This window comes from Actinacidiphila yanglinensis, from assembly GCF_900107965.1.
Taxonomy (GTDB): Bacteria; Actinomycetota; Actinomycetes; order Streptomycetales; family Streptomycetaceae; genus Actinacidiphila; species Actinacidiphila yanglinensis.
The window spans coordinates 1-17502 of sequence record NZ_FNVU01000014.1; the positions used below are offsets into that span (position 1 = coordinate 1).

General features: G+C 70.2%; 10 protein-coding genes and 1 CRISPR repeat array. Of the genes, 3 read left to right on the forward strand and 7 right to left on the reverse strand.

Features of this window, described 5'->3' with window-relative positions:
• Nucleotides 1-595 precede the first annotated feature (595 nt).
• On the forward strand, nucleotides 596-1015 hold the full coding sequence (gene mobC / locus C4U44_RS42715) for a plasmid mobilization relaxosome protein MobC (RefSeq protein ID WP_235032385.1): 420 nt from the start codon (nucleotides 596-598) through the stop codon (nucleotides 1013-1015).
• Nucleotides 1016-2749: a mobilization protein gene (locus tag C4U44_RS27360; protein ID WP_103888720.1), complete on the forward strand. Its 1734-nt coding sequence runs from the start codon at nucleotides 1016-1018 to the stop codon at nucleotides 2747-2749. It begins immediately after the preceding gene.
• Between the two features lie 156 nt (nucleotides 2750-2905).
• A CRISPR array of direct repeats spans nucleotides 2906-6045; the repeat unit is 29 nt; unit sequence GGGTCCATCCCCGCGGGCGCGGGGAGCGG.
• A gap of 448 nt (nucleotides 6046-6493) precedes the next feature.
• Here C4U44_RS27360 and cas2e read toward each other — a convergent pair.
• Genes cas2e through casA form a run of 7 tightly spaced genes read right to left on the reverse strand, consistent with a single transcriptional unit; the run spans nucleotide 6494 to nucleotide 15957 of the window.
• Nucleotides 6494-6874, reverse strand: a complete 381-nt coding sequence (gene cas2e, locus C4U44_RS27365) for a type I-E CRISPR-associated endoribonuclease Cas2e (protein ID WP_103888721.1) — start codon at nucleotides 6872-6874, stop codon at nucleotides 6494-6496.
• Complete coding sequence (gene cas1e / locus C4U44_RS27370) at nucleotides 6871-7887, reverse strand: type I-E CRISPR-associated endonuclease Cas1e (RefSeq protein WP_103888722.1); 1017 nt, start codon at nucleotides 7885-7887, stop codon at nucleotides 6871-6873. The genes cas2e and cas1e overlap by 4 nt, the downstream gene beginning before the upstream one ends.
• Before the next feature lie 4 nt (nucleotides 7888-7891).
• Entirely contained in the window at nucleotides 7892-8596 is a 705-nt protein-coding gene (gene cas6e, locus C4U44_RS27375) for a type I-E CRISPR-associated protein Cas6/Cse3/CasE (RefSeq protein WP_103888723.1), read from the reverse strand.
• Nucleotides 8597-8598: 2 nt separating this feature from the next.
• Complete coding sequence (cas5e, locus tag C4U44_RS27380; RefSeq protein WP_103888724.1) at nucleotides 8599-9339, reverse strand: type I-E CRISPR-associated protein Cas5/CasD; 741 nt, start codon at nucleotides 9337-9339, stop codon at nucleotides 8599-8601.
• Nucleotides 9336-10604: a type I-E CRISPR-associated protein Cas7/Cse4/CasC gene (cas7e, locus tag C4U44_RS27385; RefSeq protein ID WP_103888725.1), complete on the reverse strand. Its 1269-nt coding sequence runs from the start codon at nucleotides 10602-10604 to the stop codon at nucleotides 9336-9338. The genes cas5e and cas7e overlap by 4 nt, the downstream gene beginning before the upstream one ends.
• Nucleotides 10601-11308 (reverse strand): type I-E CRISPR-associated protein Cse2/CasB, encoded by a 708-nt coding sequence (gene casB / locus C4U44_RS27390; protein ID WP_103888726.1) that lies wholly within the window; start codon nucleotides 11306-11308, stop codon nucleotides 10601-10603. Before casB ends, cas7e begins: the two co-directional genes overlap by 4 nt.
• Nucleotides 11305-15957: a type I-E CRISPR-associated protein Cse1/CasA gene (gene casA / locus C4U44_RS27395; protein ID WP_407642899.1), complete on the reverse strand. Its 4653-nt coding sequence runs from the start codon at nucleotides 15955-15957 to the stop codon at nucleotides 11305-11307. Before casA ends, casB begins: the two co-directional genes overlap by 4 nt.
• A 613-nt stretch (nucleotides 15958-16570) precedes the next feature.
• On the opposite strand from casA, the gene C4U44_RS27400 reads away from it, so the two are divergent.
• Nucleotides 16571-17197, forward strand: coding sequence for a hypothetical protein (locus C4U44_RS27400; RefSeq protein WP_146088348.1), 627 nt, complete (start codon nucleotides 16571-16573; stop codon nucleotides 17195-17197).
• Nucleotides 17198-17502: the final 305 nt, after the last annotated feature.

Sequence of the window (17502 nt, forward strand, 5' to 3'; positions counted from 1 at the left end):
GGCACCCCGCTACGACGTCGGCAAAACCGTCAAACGCCCCGACACCCTCAAAGCCATCGGCAAGCCCGGAAGATCTTGGTAGATAAAGAACAAGCAGAGGCCGTGTTCTGAAACTGAACGGACGCGCCTCGCCTCGTTCCGCCACGGAACAAGAACTCCGTTCCACCGCGGAACCCCTGCCTGTTCCGCGACGGAACACAGCACCCCGACGCCTCAGTACGAGGCCGACGACGCGGCAGCATCCGCTCCGACCACCCACACACCCTCCATCGCCGAAACGAGCGCCCTGATGTCCCTCCCCCGCAAAACCCCCGCCATCCCCGGTCCACACACTCGCCCCGTCCCCGACGAGACCGGTACCACTTCAGCCCGCTCCCTCAACGGCACGAACGGCCCTGAACGCCCAGCCCCCGGCGGAGCAAGGTATGGCGCTGGACCGTCCAACGGCCGGTCCAGCCCAGGATCCTCCGCCCCGGGGGTGGCGGAGGAGGGGCTCCGGCGCCAGGGGGCACCGGAGGGAGAAGCCGCAGGACCGTCCACCGTCGAGACGCCCATTGAGCCGCCGAGCCTGACGCGCGCCGCCGCCGAAGCCGCCGTGCACCGCGTCGCCCGCCGTCGCCGCCGCGAGCACACCCAGCGCACGTACCGCGTCGACGTCCGCTACAGCGCAGCCGAACACCACGCCATCAAGGCCAAGGCAAAGAGGATGGGAATCGCCGGCGCCCACCTGGTCGGCGCGGTCGTCATGGCGTTCGTCGAAGGAGCCCAACTCCTCCCAGGCCACCGCACGGCCACCGACGACCTCATCGACGAACTGGTCGCCCTGCGCACCCAGGTCGCGAAGATCGGCGGCAACGTCAACCAGATCGCGCACCGCCTCAACTCCGGCGGCACCCCTCACCCCGGCGACGTTCCCCTCCTGGTCCAGGCCCAACGCACCCTCGACACTGTCCGCGCCGCTATCTCCGACATCGAAACGGCCGCCCACCAGGCGACCGGCCGGAAGGCCGCCTGAATGATCGCGAAGATCACCCGAGGCAAGACCGTCCGCCGCCTGCTCGGCTACCTCTACGACACCGTCCACTCCAAGGACCACATCGACCCCCACCTCGTCGCCTCCTGGGACGGCTTCGCCCCCGACCCCGGCCGCGACACCGACCCGCAAGCCGCCATGCGGCAGCTCGCCCAGGCCCTCGAACTCCGCCTCAACCAGGCCCGCCGCAACGACGACCGCAATATCCCCGACCGGCCCGTCTGGCAGTGCTCGATCCGTGCCGCCCCCGAGGACCCGATCCTCACCGACGAGCAGTGGGCCGCCATCGCCCGCCGCATCGTCCACGCCACCGGCATCGCCCCCGACGGCGACCCGGACGGCTGCCGCTGGGTCGCCGTCCGCCATGCCCCCGACCACATCCACATCGCCGCCACCACCCTCCGCGGCGACCTGCGCACCGCCCGCCACTGGAACGACTACCTCCGCGCCGACCACGAACTCGAAGCCGTCGAAAGCGACTACCACCTGCGCACCGTCATCCACGGCGATCGCACCGCAGCCAAACGCCCCACCCGGGCCGAAACCGAAAAGGCGCACCGCGCCGGCCGCGCCCGCACCCCGCGCGAGCAGCTCCGTACGATCGCGCGGACCGTCGTCGCCGTGTCCACCAGCCCCGAGGAATACCTGCACCTGCTGGCCGGCAGCGGCGTCCACGTCGAGGTAATCCGCTACCCCTCTGGCGACATCCGCGGCTACAAAGTCGCCCTCCACGGCGACACCAACGCTGAGGGCGAACCCATTTGGTTCTCCGGTTCCACCCTCGCCCCCGACCTGTCCTACCCCCAGCTCCTCTCCCGCCTCGCCACCACCGACGCCCCCACAGCCACCACCAGCGCCCGACGAAGCGACCCTTGGCACCAGGCCACCGCCGCAACCGAACGCATCCCCCACCACATCGCCGGCACCGACGACGCAACCTCCCAAGCCCACATCGCCGCCTTCGCAGAAGCCCTCGACGCCCTCCCCCTCCGCGCCCCCGCCAACGTGCGACCGCAACTCCGTGAAGCAGCCCTCGCCTTCGAACGCGCCAGCCGCTCCCGCATCGCCGCCGAGCACCAGCACGCCCGCGCCCTGCGAGGAGCCATCCGTGCCATCGCCCGCCAGCCCGCCACCGGCGACTGCACCGGCCTCGCGATGTTCCTGGACGCCGCGATCCTCGCCGTCATCGCCATCCAGCGCTGGCACTCCGCCCGCCACCACGACCAGCAAGTCACCGCCGCGCACCGGGCCCTTGTACATCTGCGGGCCGCGTACGATCACGCCGCCGCGACACCACTGGCCACCCTCACCCACCGCACCCCCGCGCAGCCGGTGACCGACCGCCATGCCCACCGCATACGCGAGGCCATCCCCGCCCACGCCGAACAGATCCTGGCTGACCCCGCCTGGCCCGCCCTCGCCACCACCCTCACCGACACCGAAACCGCCGGCCACGACCCCACCCGGCTCCTTCAACTGGCCGCCGACCAACGTGCCCTCACCGACGCCCGCTCACCCGCCCAAGTCCTCACCTGGCGCCTCCAACGCCTGGCCCAACGCCCCGCACCGAGCCCGCTGGCCCGAATCGCGATGTCCCGCAGCACCGTCGCCACCCGCCAGGCGCCGTCCGCGCCCACCGAGCAACCGGCGGCGCAGCCGCCCCATCGGGGCCCCGCCAGCGTGAGCGACGTCAACCACGGACGTCGGCGGCGTTGATCCCGCGCTTCCGTTCCAGGACCACGACAGGCAATTCAGCGCCTCGGCGATCTTGATCAGGTTGACGGGCGTGGCATTACCGCCAGCCTCCACGTCTTGGGTCCATCCCCGCGGCGGGGAGCAGTTCACGTTCCCGGAGCAGTTCCGCGGGCGCCTGGGTCTATTCCCGCGGGTGCGGGGAGCAGAACGCATCCCCGTCGAACGCGGCGACGTTGGCGGGTCCATCCCCGCAGGTGCGGGGAGCAGTTCCTGTCCGTGGCGACCCTGTCCGCTGCCGCGGGTCCATCCCCGCGGGTCCGGGGAGCAGCAGGACCGCGTTGTCGGTGTCCGCGCCGGAACGGGTCCATCCCCGCGGGTGCGGGGAGCAGGTCACGGTCCCGTACAGCCAGCTCTTCTCCAGGGGTCCATCCCCGCGGGTGCGGGGAGCAGGTCTACGCCTCCCGCTCCAGGAGCAGGTACGAGGGTCCATCCCCGCGGGTGCGGGGAGCAGCTGACCATGCCTGACTTCACGTTCCCGGAGCAGGGTCCATCCCCGCGGGTGCGGGGAGCAGAGGCGACGTTCAAGGCAGTTGACCAGGGTGTCGGGTCCATCCCCGCGGGTGCGGGGAGCAGGGCTCGGAGGCGCGCAGCAGCACGGTCAGGTCGGGTCCATCCCCGCGGGTGCGGGGAGCAGATCGGCGCGGTGGAGTATTCGTCCGGGCGGCCGGGTCCATCCCCGCGGGTGCGGGGAGCAGTTCGGCACCGCGCAGCGCTGGATGGTCGTGGCGGGTCCATCCCCGCGGGTGCGGGGAGCAGACGGCTACGGCGCCAGCTATGACGCGCTCAATGGGTCCATCCCCGCGGGTGCGGGGAGCAGCACGGCGGTGACTGGCGGCGCCGCGCCGAGGTGGGTCCATCCCCGCGGGTGCGGGGAGCAGGTCCCACTGGGATGGGACGGCGAGGCAGGTGCGGGTCCATCCCCGCGGGTGCGGGGAGCAGAGGCTCAGATTCTTACGCAGGGCACCGTTGTTGGGTCCATCCCCGCGGGTGCGGGGAGCAGATCCATGTGCGGGCGCCGATCGAGGGGCCCGGGGGTCCATCCCCGCGGGTGCGGGGAGCAGCCATCTCTCCGCGCCGTGGTTGGTCGTCGCACGGGTCCATCCCCGCGGGTGCGGGGAGCAGCTCCAGCGCGCCCGGGCCGGCGGCGGCCAGTTGGGTCCATCCCCGCGGGTGCGGGGAGCAGCGGGCTGGCGCGGATCAGGTCGGCCAGTTGGTGGGTCCATCCCCGCGGGTGCGGGAAGCAGGGTAGTTCGGCGCTGGTGCCCATCCGTTGGTCGGGTCCATCCCCGCGGGTGCGGGGAGCAGTCCTATGCGAGGTTGCCGAGGGGGAAACTGCCGGGTCCATCCCCGCGGGTGCGGGGAGCAGATCGTGCGGTCGTCGCCGTCGTCGACCGAGTAGGGTCCATCCCCGCGGGTGCGGGGAGCAGCTGTCGAGGACGCGAGCGCGGTGCACGCGATCGGGTCCATCCCCGCGGGTGCGGGGAGCAGAGCGAGGTGCCGGCGTCGCTCCCCTCCAACCCGGGTCCATCCCCGCGGGTGCGGGGAGCAGCTGCACCGGCACGCGAAGGCGTTCGACGCGCTGGGTCCATCCCCGCGGGTGCGGGGAGCGGACCACGTTCGGCACGCCCGTGGCCGCGACCGCGGGTCCATCCCCGCGGGCGCGGGGAGCGGCGGAAGTCGGAGCTGGACAGCCTGACCAAGGAGGGTCCATCCCCGCGGGCGCGGGGAGCGGGTCTGTCCATGCCGCCCTCCTGGTCCGGCCCGGGGTCCATCCCCGCGGGCGCGGGGAGCGGATCGACTCGCCGGCCAACACGCGGCCCTTGCCGGGTCCATCCCCGCGGGCGCGGGGAGCGGGGTGCTCCCGGCATGGGGGACAGGTCCTTGCCGGGTCCATCCCCGCGGGCGCGGGGAGCGGGCCGAGGGCGGCGCGCAGATGTTGAAGCGGATGGGTCCATCCCCGCGGGCGCGGGGAGCGGCGCCAGGTGGAAGTTCAGAGCCTCCAGCACGAGGGTCCATCCCCGCGGGCGCGGGGAGCGGTACAAGGTGCCCGCGCTGCAACGGGCGCACGTGGGTCCATCCCCGCGGGCGCGGGGAGCGGGTGCAGGCCGTCCTCGACGAGCAGGCCGCCGTGGGTCCATCCCCGCGGGCGCGGGGAGCGGTCACCAACCGTGGCGGCCGGGTGTTCCTGACCGGGTCCATCCCCGCGGGCGCGGGGAGCGGAGCCACGGAAACCTGCGCGGGCCCAACGGCCCGGGTCCATCCCCGCGGGCGCGGGGAGCGGTCCATGAACGCGAACGCCGCGGCGGCCTGGTCGGGTCCATCCCCGCGGGCGCGGGGAGCGGGCCGCCGAGACCGAGTGCCCCCGCCACGGTGGGGGTCCATCCCCGCGGGCGCGGGGAGCGGCATCGATGAGCCGGGCGGCCGCGGCTGCCGTCGGGTCCATCCCCGCGGGCGCGGGGAGCGGTGCTGGCTGCGTCAGCTGGCGCCCGAGTGCATGGGTCCATCCCCGCGGGCGCGGGGAGCGGTCCTTCGCGGACGGCGGAGCAACCGTTGCGGCGGGTCCATCCCCGCGGGCGCGGGGAGCGGGGGGCCGCCGTGTCGGCGACGTCGAGGCGGGCGGGTCCATCCCCGCGGGCGCGGGGAGCGGCTCTTCCGCCTCGTCGATGATGAGCATGAACGGGGTCCATCCCCGCGGGCGCGGGGAGCGGTGCGAGCTGTACGCCGGGGAGCCGGATGAGGCGGGTCCATCCCCGCGGGCGCGGGGAGCGGCTGGGCTTCTCCGCCTACGACTCGTCCGGGAAGGGTCCATCCCCGCGGGCGCGGGGAGCGGCAGCTCCGGTCGAGTGTGGCGCAGGCGCAGCAGGGTCCATCCCCGCGGGCGCGGGGAGCGGACCAGAAAGTCGTGCGCGGCGTCGCCGGTGTTGGGTCCATCCCCGCGGGCGCGGGGAGCGGGATCCGGCGAAGGGGGCCCCGTGCATTCATCCGGGTCCATCCCCGCGGGCGCGGGGAGCGGGCCGCGGCGGAGGCTGCCCGCGGCCACGGATCGGGTCCATCCCCGCGGGCGCGGGGAGCGGGGCGAGATGTGGCACGCCCCCGCGATCGGCGCGGGTCCATCCCCGCGGGCGCGGGGAGCGGCGAGTGACCGCCCCTCCGCCGCCGCTGGACGTGGGTCCATCCCCGCGGGCGCGGGGAGCGGAAGCTCTCGAAGCTGCCCCCAAGCGCGCTGGAGGGTCCATCCCCGCGGGCGCGGGGAGCGGTCTTTGTGAGCTGCGGTGTTATCAAGGGGCGGCGCTTGTTTCAGCAAGGATGAGAGAAAAGCACATATAGGACAAAAAGTAATGCGTGGGCCCCAGTTGTCCACATGACAGGCTACGCGGACGCCTGCGGGATTCCTGGTGCAGCCAGCGAAACTCCGCGTTGAGCCTGACCCCAGCTTGCTGCTCACACCGCCGCTGCGCTGCGATCGAGACGAGAACCCGCACGCAGGGCGGCAGTTCTCTCCGCATACCGATCACCACGGAGGGGGAAAGGCTCCAGTCGCATGCCGCTTGCGACAGTTGGACAATCTCGTCGCGTCGGAGCCCGTCAACCGGGAGGAGCACTCCGTCGGAGCGGCAGGTCACAGAAGTCCTGGGCACGCAGCCGTCCGCCGGTACGGACACGCGGAAGCTCCGCCCGACGGCGCGACACTCACCGCCCCTGAGATTACGGCGCCCGATTCCCGAAGCGGCGGCGTTTGGACGCCTTGCTCCAGCCGGTAGAGGGGGAGGAGCCTTCCGGGGCCGGACGATCCGACGAGCGATCCGATTGGCGATCTGCCGGACGGAGGATGAGGGTGAGGCCCTCGTGGTCGACGGGATGCCACTTGTGATCGTGAGTGCGGAAGGTATAGCCCTGCTCGGAGTTGGTGGAATAGGCGAGCAGAGCACGACCGTTGCCGGCGAACTGGCGGACCTCGTCCCACAGCGCGTCGCGGATTCGAGCGGAGGGATTGCCGAGGAAGACGCCGGGAGAGATCTCCAGGAGCCAGCGGGTGAGGAACCCCCGAAGGCCGACCGGGCAGTGTGTGAGGACGATGACGGTCACCAGATGACGCCGTCTCGCACCAAAGCGTCCTGCGCCCGAATGTCCTGGACCAGGACACCGCCGTGGGCCGTGTCGGCCTCACCCTCACCGTAGTTGCGGCCGGCAGCCACCTCGCCGCCCCGATCGGACAGAAGCGTGACATGGTCACCGTCGTCCGGCAGGGCCGCACCCACGGGCGCGAGCAGGCTCTGGATATCTCGTACGCACCGGTCGAGCAGCCCGGTGGTGTTGATCCGGTCACGCAGCGTCCGCCGGGTGCGGGGACCGATGTCCTCCGGGCCCTCTGCGACGACCTCGAAGGCGATCGGGATACCGATGTCGGTCTTGTAGAAGTCGGCGACATCAAGGACGAAGGACAGTTCGTGGCCCGAGTGCACAAAGCCGAGTCCTGGGCTGCAACCCAGCGCTGCCACCACGGTCTGGGCAATGCCGTACATGCACTGAGCGGCGGCGGTGACCGCCTGGTTGGGTGCGTCACCACTGCCGAAGTCGCCGGGGGTGAACCGCCGTCCGCGCCACGGGACCCCCGTACGGGCCGACTCCTGCGCGTAGCAGCGCTTGACGCGGTCGCCCTCCCGGCCCAGCAGTTGACGCCGCGTACAACCGGCCGGGTCCTCATCGGGAAAGCGCAGCCGGTACATGGCCCGCGCGACATCCAGCCGGGTGCGCTGGTTGGCCCACGCCACCGCCTGGGCTTCAACCAGGGCGGAGGACCTGGTCAGGGCCCGGCCTCCTGCATAGAACCGTACGCCGTTCTCGCCGACCCAGACCACGATGGCGCCGCTCTCGCCGAGTACCGCCATGGCCTGGTGCGTGATCCGCGTGCCAGGCCCGAGGAGCAGCGTGCCGATGGTCGCCGACGGGATGTGGCGGACACCCTCGGCGTCCTCAGCGGTGATGGCGTTGGCGTCCCGGTGCACGAGGCAGTGTTCGAGGTAGACGAAGGACAGGCGGTCGCCGACGCGGGTGAGTTGGCGAGGGCTGGTGGCTGGGCGTTTGCCGACGGTCGTCATCGGGTTACTCCGCCGGGGCGAGGGTCATGAGCCCGCAGCCGTACGCCTTGGCCTTGCCGAGACCGGCGGTGAGTGTGCGGCGTAGCGCGTCGGGGTCGACCACCCGCAGGCGGCCGTCGAAAGTGACGCGAGTCACTTTCACCTTGTGGCTGCGGTCGTCGGTCTCGTTCCTCTTCCCGAAGGCAAGGTCACTGCGGTTGTGGACGACCACCTCGTGCCACGCTCCGTCGAGGCCGTCCGGCCTGGGCTCGGAGCGCTCCACGACGGCGAAGCCGGCGTCCGTCTGCCGCTTGAGCAGCCAGTCCAACTGGTGCCGGGGGGTGACGTGCGCGGTGCGCTTGGTCGGCTCGGCAGCATGGCGCCTGATGCTGTGCACGGGGTTGGCGGTGAGCCGGAACGTCCAGGTGTCGTCAACAGCGAGGCGGGCGAGGAAGGGCGCGTACGGCTTCGTCTGCCAGCCGCCCGTCGTCGGCCAACCTGCCTGCTCCACCAGGTGAGTGAGGTCGGGCCGGTCGGGACTGACAACGTAGAGCAGCACTTCGCTGCGCGACTGGTGGTCCAGCCGCCACAGCACACGCGGACCACCGCCCTGGTGATCCGGCCTTTCCGCGAAGGATGCCATCACCGCGGCGTGGAGGCTCTGAGGTGAGGTGAGCAGCCGGCGGGCGCCCATGCGCGCGGTGTTGATACGGAATCGGGTCAGGAACATCGTCAGTCTTCCAGTAGTCCCATCGGATCGTGCTTCGGCGGTACGAAGTCCCGGCGGGAGGTGCTCGGCGAACCGCCGAGCGGATTGGGGACGGTGACGGCACGTGAGTGGACGGCACGTAGGCCGTACCGGCGGTGGTGCGGGTCGAAGCTAAGCGGCCGGTCCCGCACGGCGTCGCCGGGACCTTCACCGGCCGGCAGATCGGCGATCACTTCGAGTTCGACGCGGCGCTCGCGACTGCGGCGGCGCTGCACCCAGGCGGATGCCTGCCAGGGCTCGGACTCCAAGGCGCCCCAGAGACCGTCCCGGTGGACGCGCAGGTCCACCGGGCGGGATGGCGGGCAGGAGCGACGGCCGAGGAACGGGAGATACACCGGGGACCGGACCGCGGCGTGCAGGGCTTCGATCAGGTCCGTGCCACCTTCGACGGCGGCGACGAACACCGCGTCGGACAGGTAGAAGCGTTCGGAGACCGGCATGGACTTGTCCGTGTCGGCGTGGTGCGCGGTCTGATAGTCCCGCACGCGCGTCCCCGGCTGGTCGAGCCGGACTGCGAAGCCGAGCGCAGCCAGGTCGGCTATGTCCGCGCCACGATCGCGGCCCTGGGCGGCGGCGAGCAGCCCGACCACCCCACTCTTGGTGGGGGCTCGTTCCGTCGTACGCCGGGCGAAGCGGGACGACGCGCCCCAGGACTGGAGCGGGCCCGCGAGGCGCAGCGTCAGCACACTGGTGCGTTCGCTCATGCGGGCTGGTTCTTTCCCTCCGCCGCGGGGGCCTGAGCCTGTGCCGGTACGGCACCCGCACCTTCGAGGAGCGTGCGCGCCTCCAATCGGTCGGCCACTGCCTTGCCCACCGAGTCGAGAAGGCCGCTGAGGCTGACCTCGGTTCCGAGCGCCGCCAGCGGCTCAGTGGCCGCACCCACGTGCAGCACCCAGCTCGGGTCACTGGTGACGTCGTACGCCTTCTCGATGTCGGAGACGTGCGCGAACAGTTGGGTGCAGGCGCCGCGCAGGTGCCCGCCGACGGCCTGGGGCGCCTGGACAGGTTCCTCGAAGGCGGCGACAAAGCTGATGGGCCGGGCTGAGCGGAGCGTGACGATCACGGCTTCGGGGAGGGTGTGGTTGCCGAAGGTGTTGATCTTTCCGGTGGGCATGGAGGCCACGAAGCCGTGCAGGAAAGCTCGTACGGCCCTGCGTACGGGCTCGTGCAGCGGCTCGTCGGGGCGAAGGCCGACGCCGAGGTTGTCCCGCAGACGGTCCACGTCGAGCGCGGCATAGCGGTAGAGAGTTGCCGAGTTGAAGTCGACAGTGCCGATCATGCCGGCGCCGGATTCCTCGTCCCTCTCGTTCTGGTCGTCGACGGCCGTGTAGTAGTCGGACTCGTTCTCGACCTGGTGGACGCTGATGGCGTGCGCAACCTGGGCCGCCGCGTCCACGTTGATGTCGGCGGAGTCGGCGACCATCCGGCCGAACAGCGCGATGTCCACCGAGTGCCGGGTGTCGGCGAGTTCCCGGGCCTTGTCCTTGTTGTCCTTGGCCTTCAGGAACGCCTTGATGTCATCGGCGCCCTCGACCGCGAGACGGGCCAGGCCGTCGAGTTGGCGGGAGCTGAGGAACATCAGGTACGAGGACTCCGGCGGCGGCTCCGGCTCGCCCTTCTTCTTGGCGCTGTCGGCCTTCCTGCGCGGCACCTCGATCTTGGAACCCGTTGCTGTGTGGAGCGTCTCGGCGGCCAGCACCAGTGCGGCGGCCCGGTCCAGCGAGGGCTCCACCGCGGTGATCCGGTCGGCGAGCAGTTCGGCCACCCTGCGTGTACGGACGCCGAGTTCGGTCGGGTCCAGCAGGTCCTGGAACGCCCGGCGGGTGGCCCTCTTCCACGCCTGGCTGGAGACGCGGGCCCGGCGCACGCCGCCGTACACCGCGGTCTTCGGAGTCCCGGTGTCGTCACGGTTGAGGTTGCTCGGCGGCACGGTCTGCAGCACATGGACGTCGATGATGGTGCGGCTCACGGGGTGTCGTCCTCCGGGGTGGTGGTGTCGGGTTCGTCGGCCGCGCCGTCCCCGGCCGGCCTGCCTGCGCCGCCGTCCGAAGCTGGGGGCCGGACGGCAAGGTAGGACCTGCCCCACGAGCGTCGTACGCGCTGTGGGCCACCGGTCTGCTGCCAGACGTAGAGCTGGTCGGCAAGCAGCCCGTAGTCGAGCGGAATGGCATCGCGCCGCATCAGCAGGACCAGGTCGCGCAGCCGGCCGGCGAGCACCGCGGGCGTGGCAGCCGTGCCGGCACGTACGAAACGCCTGCGGGTCGGCTCGTCGATCTCGGACCCGGGGTGCAAACGGCGTACCGCAGCTCCGAGTTCCGGACCGGGCCTGCGGTGCATCCGCGTGGTGTGGTGGGACTGCTGGTGCAGCGACCACAACGTGACGGCGGCATGCGCCGCCTCCTCCGCCCGGCCCATCGCCTCCTCGGTGAGGTCGGCGCGTTCGTAGCGCTCGTAGAGCGGCTCAGTACCGATGAGTCCCCACAGGTCGGGGGTCTCACCTGCCGGATGGCCGATGCCGCGACGCAGCCTGGCCAGGGCGCCGACGGCGTTGCTGCGGTCGTCGAGGTAGCCGCGCTGCAGCTTGGTGATGTGCCGGTGCACGGCGTCACCGACCGGGCCGAGTGGCTGCTGCCGGACAGCGGGTTCGGTGGCAGCGGGAAGGACGGTGGTCATACCGGCGACTCCACTGGGGAGGGTTGGGCGGTCTGCGAGTCCGTGGCACCGCTGGGCCCGGTGGCGAGGATCCGGTTGAGGTGGGTACGGAAGCGGAGTTCAGCCGCGGTGTCGTTCAGCCAGCGGGAGCCTCCCCGGCCGTCCACGACGCGTCCTTCCCATGCGGCGAGTCCGGTGTCATCCAGCAGCCCCGCGCCCAAGTCGAGCACGGTCCGGTGCAACTGCCGCCTCCAGCGGTCCCGTTCCTCGTACGGATCCGGCGCGCCGCCCAAGTCGCGGAGCCAGCAGCGGTACTGGGTGTCCAGTGTGCCGAAGCCGATGTCGTGGGCGGCGCTCCTCCGAGGCTCGGGGTCGGCACCGGACGCGACGGCAAGGTCGGCGGCCAGCTCTCCGAGGATTTTCACGGCGTTCTCGGCGTCACCCATGGCATTCACGGCCGCCTGCCCGTAGCGGTTGTCGCCCTGGTGCAGCAGCACGACGGACATGAGCACGCCGTCGTCCACCACCTCGTCGATCACCGACTGCTGCGTCCCGTACTGCGCACCGACGACGCGGGTACGGATCAAGTGCCGACGCGGAAGAAACCCTTCGGTGGTCAGCCTGGCGATCCACTCCACGATTTTCGGCCGCAGGCGAGCGGCACCGTCCTGCCGCTGGCCGGCTCCCTCGTCCCGGGCGGTGAGTAGACCCTTCAGACCGCGCCAGGCCATCTGTGCCGGATCGTGCTCCTGGGGTAGGTAGACCTGCGGCTCCCCGCGTTTCTTCTCCTGTGCGGGACTCCGGCGCCAGCGCGACATCGGCTCGAACCCGTGCTTGTTGTGTGGTTCGAGCGGGTCACCATAGGCCAGAACCACGCCGTGCACGCCGTCGGCGTCATGGTGCAGCCGGATCCGGCGCGATTGCCACGTGTAGAGATCCCGCAAGCCGTACGGGCGCAGGGCCAGATCGTCGGCCGCGTCGGGCCCGCACTGCTCATCGCGCCACGCAGGTCTGTCGGACGCTCCGAAGCGCAGGTGAGCAGTGTCGGCCGCCACCAGGTTGAGCAGCAGCGTCTCGTGGAGGGTGTCCCCCTCAATCAGGACACCGCCCAGGTTGCCCGCCCAGGCGACACCCAGCGGATACCCCTTGCCGGCCTTGACCCGTCGGTCGCCAACCGCACCGGACTTGATGCCGGACGGGTCGAACGCTTGGGCGTGCACGAGCCACCGGGCCGCCTCGGCGAAGCCGAGGCGGCCGACTCCCGGCCTTCTCATACTGAAGAAGGGGTCACCGTTGGGCACGTCGGCGACGAGGCGGTTGAGCGAGAACACCTCGTCCTTGGCCGTATGCAACCCGGCGACCTGAAAGAACGGCTGCTGCGGGTGCAGCAGGTCGAACCGTCCACGGTGGCGAACGAGGTAGCCGGCAGCCGGGGCGAACGGATTGTCTGCCGTCAGCCACAGCTCCTCCCACTCCTCGACGTCGGCCGGTGCGGATGCAACCTCCGGTTCGTTGCCCAATGCGTCGTGGAGGATCGCCAGCAGCAGTCGCAGCAGAGCGAATTCCTGCGTAGGCAGGTCACCGACCAGCCGACGGATGTCGCGTGCCTGGTCGAACACCTCGAGCAACGAAAGTTCCCGTTCCGAACCGTCGGTGAACTGCACCGGTAACCAGGGGCGGTTGGTCAGGTCGAAGCTGGGCGCGGTGGTCGTCATCCGTACCATCTCCTTCCTCTTGATCGGCGCGTCACGGGCCACCAGCAGCCCCTCTCCGGGGTCATAGGCGAGATACCACCCTGCCAGTCGGGTCTGACACTCCTCGTCGAGCGCGAGGATCAGTTCCCCGGCGAGCCAGTGGCTCTCCTTTTCCTGCCAGGCGGGGACGTACAGCTCCTCCAGTTCGGCGAGCGCTTGGTCCAGCTTCTCGGGGAATGAGAAGTGGTACGGCAAGCGCAACCCGCTGGCGGCCGCCGCCCTGGCGGCGCGAGCGGACGGCACGGCGTCGGTGGGCAGTTCGAGTCCACCGCGGCCCTTGTCCAGCCAGGGCAATGTGCACAGGGTGCCATCGGCCCGGCGCATCACGACGAGGACCTCCAGGCTCTCCCGGCTGTCGCGCACCTGTGCACGCCCGGCCCGCGTGTCGTCCGCATCGCCGACACCGGCATCGATCCATCCGATGAGCGGTCTACCCGCCTTGCGTACGTCGTCGAGCCGGAAGACCTCGGCTTTCCGCTGCTGCTTCGCGCGGGCCTCCTCATGGGCGGCACGAGCCGGCCCGACGTTCTCCGCCCATTGCGGCGGGCAGGGTTCACCGTCCCCGTAGGCGAGTTGGACGAGCGCGCTGATGTCCTCCGGCAGGCGTACCGGTGGGCCCGACGGCTTCATGTGCGGAGCCAGGACGGCGAGGGATCGTAACAGTGGGTAGGCGCCGTAAACAGTGCGGGAACCGCGTACGGGTTCGGGAGCCGGTTCCGATCGCCAGTCGACGCCGGTCACCAAACAGCGCGGCTTCCTCAACCGAATGGGGCGGTCACCCTGCCGTTCACCACGAGGGTGCCGGTGGAGGCGGCCCATTCGCTGGAGCAGCAGGTCCACCGGGCACAGGTCAGTCACCAACAGGTCGAAATCCACGTCCAGCGATTGCTCGGCCACCTGGCTGGCGACGACGATGTGTGCCCTCTGCGGCCGGTGGGGGGAACTGCCGTCCCGGTCCGGCGGTCCGAAACGGGTCAGGAGAGCGGCGTCCTTTCGGGCGCGGTCGACGTCGATGAACCGCGCGTGCGCAACGGTGACATGCTCTGTGCCGAACTTCTCCCGGAGCACAGCTGCCGTGCTCATCACACGATCGACCGTGTTGCGCACGACCAGCGCGCAGCCGCCCTCGGCCAGTTCAGCGGCCAAACGGTCGGCTAGTACGGCGTCGTCGTCCGACAGCGGCTCCAGCGCCACGTCGGTGCGGCGACCCGAAGCAGCGGGAGACGCCGTCACGGGCTCCTTGCCGGTGACGACAGCGGTCAGCAACGGGTAACCCACGGCGTCGGCTACTTCCCCAGCCCCCGTCCCCGTGTACGCCTCCACCAACTCCCCTCGCCTGCCTGCAGGAAGCGTCGCGGACAGGACCACCACCGGCACACGGTAGGCGCCCAGCCAGGACAGCACGCGGTCGAGGTAGGTATTCATGTAGGCGTCGTAGGCGTGGACTTCGTCGATGACGACGACCTTGCCTGCCATCGCGAGGTGCCGAAGAGCCAGGTGCCTGCTCTTAAGGCCGACCATCAGGAGCTGGTCGATCGTCCCGACGGCAAACGACGCGAGCAGGCCCTTCTTCCGGCCCCGTAGCCACTGGTGAGCGACAAGGTCGGCCGACGCTCTTCTCGCCCGTTCCCCGGAGTGTGTGTACGCGCTGGCGTAGGCATCGACCGCAGCGATCGTGCGGTGGCCGTCGCGCAGCAGGAGAGCGTAGTCCTCCTGGAGAGCCGCCTTGGCGTGGGCGAGCAGAACGGACTGCTGGTCGGGAGCGAAGGGTGTATCGAGTGGCGTGGCGGTCGGAAGCCGGTCGAGCCAGGCCAGCAGCCGGGGGAACATGGCGTTGCTGGTCGCCATCGTGGGCAACGCCACGTAGCACCCGCCCGCCCCTGAACGGGCCGCGAACACCTCAGCGACGGCGAGGGCGGCCTCGGTCTTCCCCTCGCCCATCGGCGCCTCGATGATCAGCATTCCAGGGTCGGACATGGCCCGCGCCATCGTGACGGCCTGCTCCTGAACCGGCCTGATCCGGGCGCCGGGAGGCAGGTCGAACCGAGCAGCGAACAACTCCTCCGCTGGCTCGCGCGGTTCGGTCGGCGACCACGGCGGCGGCAGCCGCAGTCCCCGCCACGCTGCGGCAATCCGCCCAGCCTCGCCGCGAGGATGCTCTTCGGGGAAGTACGGAAAAAGATCAGGGTTGCTGGCGATCCAGTCGGACACAATGACGACAGCGGTGAGCAGCACCTGTACCGGTTGCGGCAGCTTCACCCTCTGCCAGTCGCCGAGCCGGTCCTCCACCGCGAAAGCGCCGGCGCAGGCGTCGAGAAACTCAGTCTGCACCCGCCGCCACACGGCCTCGGACGGCCCGGGAGTCCGCAGCAGTTCAGGATGTGCGTCCAGGTTGTGGATCTGGGCGTGGTCCGGCGGCACCCCGTGATGGCCGCCTGCCATAACAGCGAACTGAGCCGACGCCCTGCGCGTCCACCCGCGCCGCTCCTCCAGCCACTCCTGCAGCAGCACCTGCCCTGCCAGACCGTGCGGAGCCATCCGGCGGTCGTCGCCGAACTGCTTGCGCGTACGCATCGCGAGGCCGGCACCGCTCATCGCATCGGCGAGGTTGTCCACTTGGCAGGCGAAGGCCGGCGTGCACTTACCGATGTCGTGCGTCCCCGCGAGCCACACGCTGAGCCGACGCGCATCACCCTCCCCTTCCGGCAACGACTCGGCCACCAGTTCCTTCACGTTGCTCGGCAGCCAGTGGTCCCAGAGCAGTTCGGCGACAGCGGCACTATCGGCCATGTGCCGCCACAGCGGCAGCCACTTGTCAGTGTCCCGGTCGTGCTTCGCCCACACGGTCCTGGCGGCACCTGCCAGCCGATCTCCGAGGGGCATCGCCCCGCCCTCATCCCCACGCACAGCGGCCATTCAACAGGGACGAAGGTGCTACTTCGACGGGGTAGCGTGAAGTGATCAAAATCTATCCAATGACGACAGGATCGACCAGATTCCGAAAATATCCCCAAGGTGCCACGCCATGGGAAGCGCGAGCCCAGGGCCGCCCGCATGCAGGATTGAAAAATACGGAGGCGAGTCACAGATTGAGGGCGGAGTACAGTTGCAGAAATACTCCCCGCCTTAGCGGGGCACCCCACTTGGCGATAAGAATACTATCGATAAATATTCATATCACCGAGCCCGAGTGGGGACGCGGGATTATCGCCATCAATCCGACACACGTCGGATGTCCCCGTGGACTCTTCGATACGCACAGTTGACCGCTCCCCGCCCATGCGGGGATCATCTCCGCACCACGATCAGGAGCCACATCGAACGTGGGCGCACTTCCATCAAATGTGGAGTCTTTAATACGTCTGGCGCGTCAAACCCGCGAACACCCCAGGACAATCGGTAGAGTTCGCCTCCGGACGGAAGGGGGCAGGAAGGAATCCAAATGAAAGACATTAGAGTTGGAATAAAATACGATTACCGGTAATTCGATGGGCGCGCCAGAGCTACACCCAGGGGCCTTCGTTTGTTCGTGGACGTAGAGACATCGGAGTTGACGTTGCCGGAAACCCTTCCCTGGTACGGACCCGCCGCCGCGACACTGCTGGCAGCCGGCGTCGCGGCCGCAGTGGCAGTACTGACGGTCCGGTGGAACCGCGTTCAGCAGCTCGCAGACCGGCGCACCGACCGAGCCGAACGCAGGGCGCGCGAGGCGCGACTCCGTATGGAGGTGGAGCTGCGCGAGCAGCGTGTTGCCAACCGAACGGCATGGACCACGCACTATCAGCGCATCGACGACCTACTCATGTCCACGGCGAAGGTGGCGTACGAGGCGCAGCGTTGGCGGTTGCACGAAGGTGACCCGGAAACCACCGAACTGATCCGACTGAGCAAAGCGGCCGAGCAATACGCCGAGTTTGCCCCAGGTGGGCTGCCAGCGGCCCTCAACGAGGTCGCGCAGGCCATGCGGGGAGTACTCCGACATCTGCTGCCGGCGGAGGCCACATTGCGGAGCATCGGAGCACCTGACGCCCGCGCCAGCGGATACCAGCCGCTTTTCACCAAGGCGGGAGAGCAGACCCGCGCCGCCGACAGACTCACCGCCGCCCTTGCAACTGCGCGAGGCGCGCTGCACCACGAGTGGGGATCAGACAGCTGAAGTGTCTGGACTTCGTTCCCGGGCCGGTGAACTAGATCCAGACCTGGCGGGTACAGGGAGCAGACGGTGCCCTCTGCGAGCGTCACACCATCCTCGGGTCCATCCCGCGGGTGCGGGGAGCAGGCGCCGTGCAGGTGCCACTCGTGGTGCGTCGTGGGTCAATCCCGGCGGGTGCGGGGAGCAGGGGAACGCCTCGTCGACCGTGATCTCGCGCTGGGGTCCCGCGGGTGCGGGGAGCGGAAAGGGCGCCGCGCCAATCGCCGGCGCTCGCTGGGTCCATCCCCGCGGGTGCGGGGAGCAGCGGT

Excerpts from the sequence above, each read along its gene's own strand:
- cas5e (WP_103888724.1), bottom strand. The coding sequence starts at position 9,339 with ATGAGCGAACGCACCAGTGTGCTGACGCTGCGCCTCGCGGGCCCGCTC.
- casB (WP_103888726.1), bottom strand. The coding sequence starts at position 11,308 with ATGACCACCGTCCTTCCCGCTGCCACCGAACCCGCTGTCCGGCAGCAG.
- C4U44_RS27360 (WP_103888720.1), top strand. The coding sequence starts at position 1,016 with ATGATCGCGAAGATCACCCGAGGCAAGACCGTCCGCCGCCTGCTCGGC.
- cas1e (WP_103888722.1), bottom strand. The coding sequence starts at position 7,887 with ATGACGACCGTCGGCAAACGCCCAGCCACCAGCCCTCGCCAACTCACC.
- casA (WP_407642899.1), bottom strand. The coding sequence starts at position 15,957 with ATGGCCGCTGTGCGTGGGGATGAGGGCGGGGCGATGCCCCTCGGAGAT.
- cas6e (WP_103888723.1), bottom strand. The coding sequence starts at position 8,596 with ATGTTCCTGACCCGATTCCGTATCAACACCGCGCGCATGGGCGCCCGC.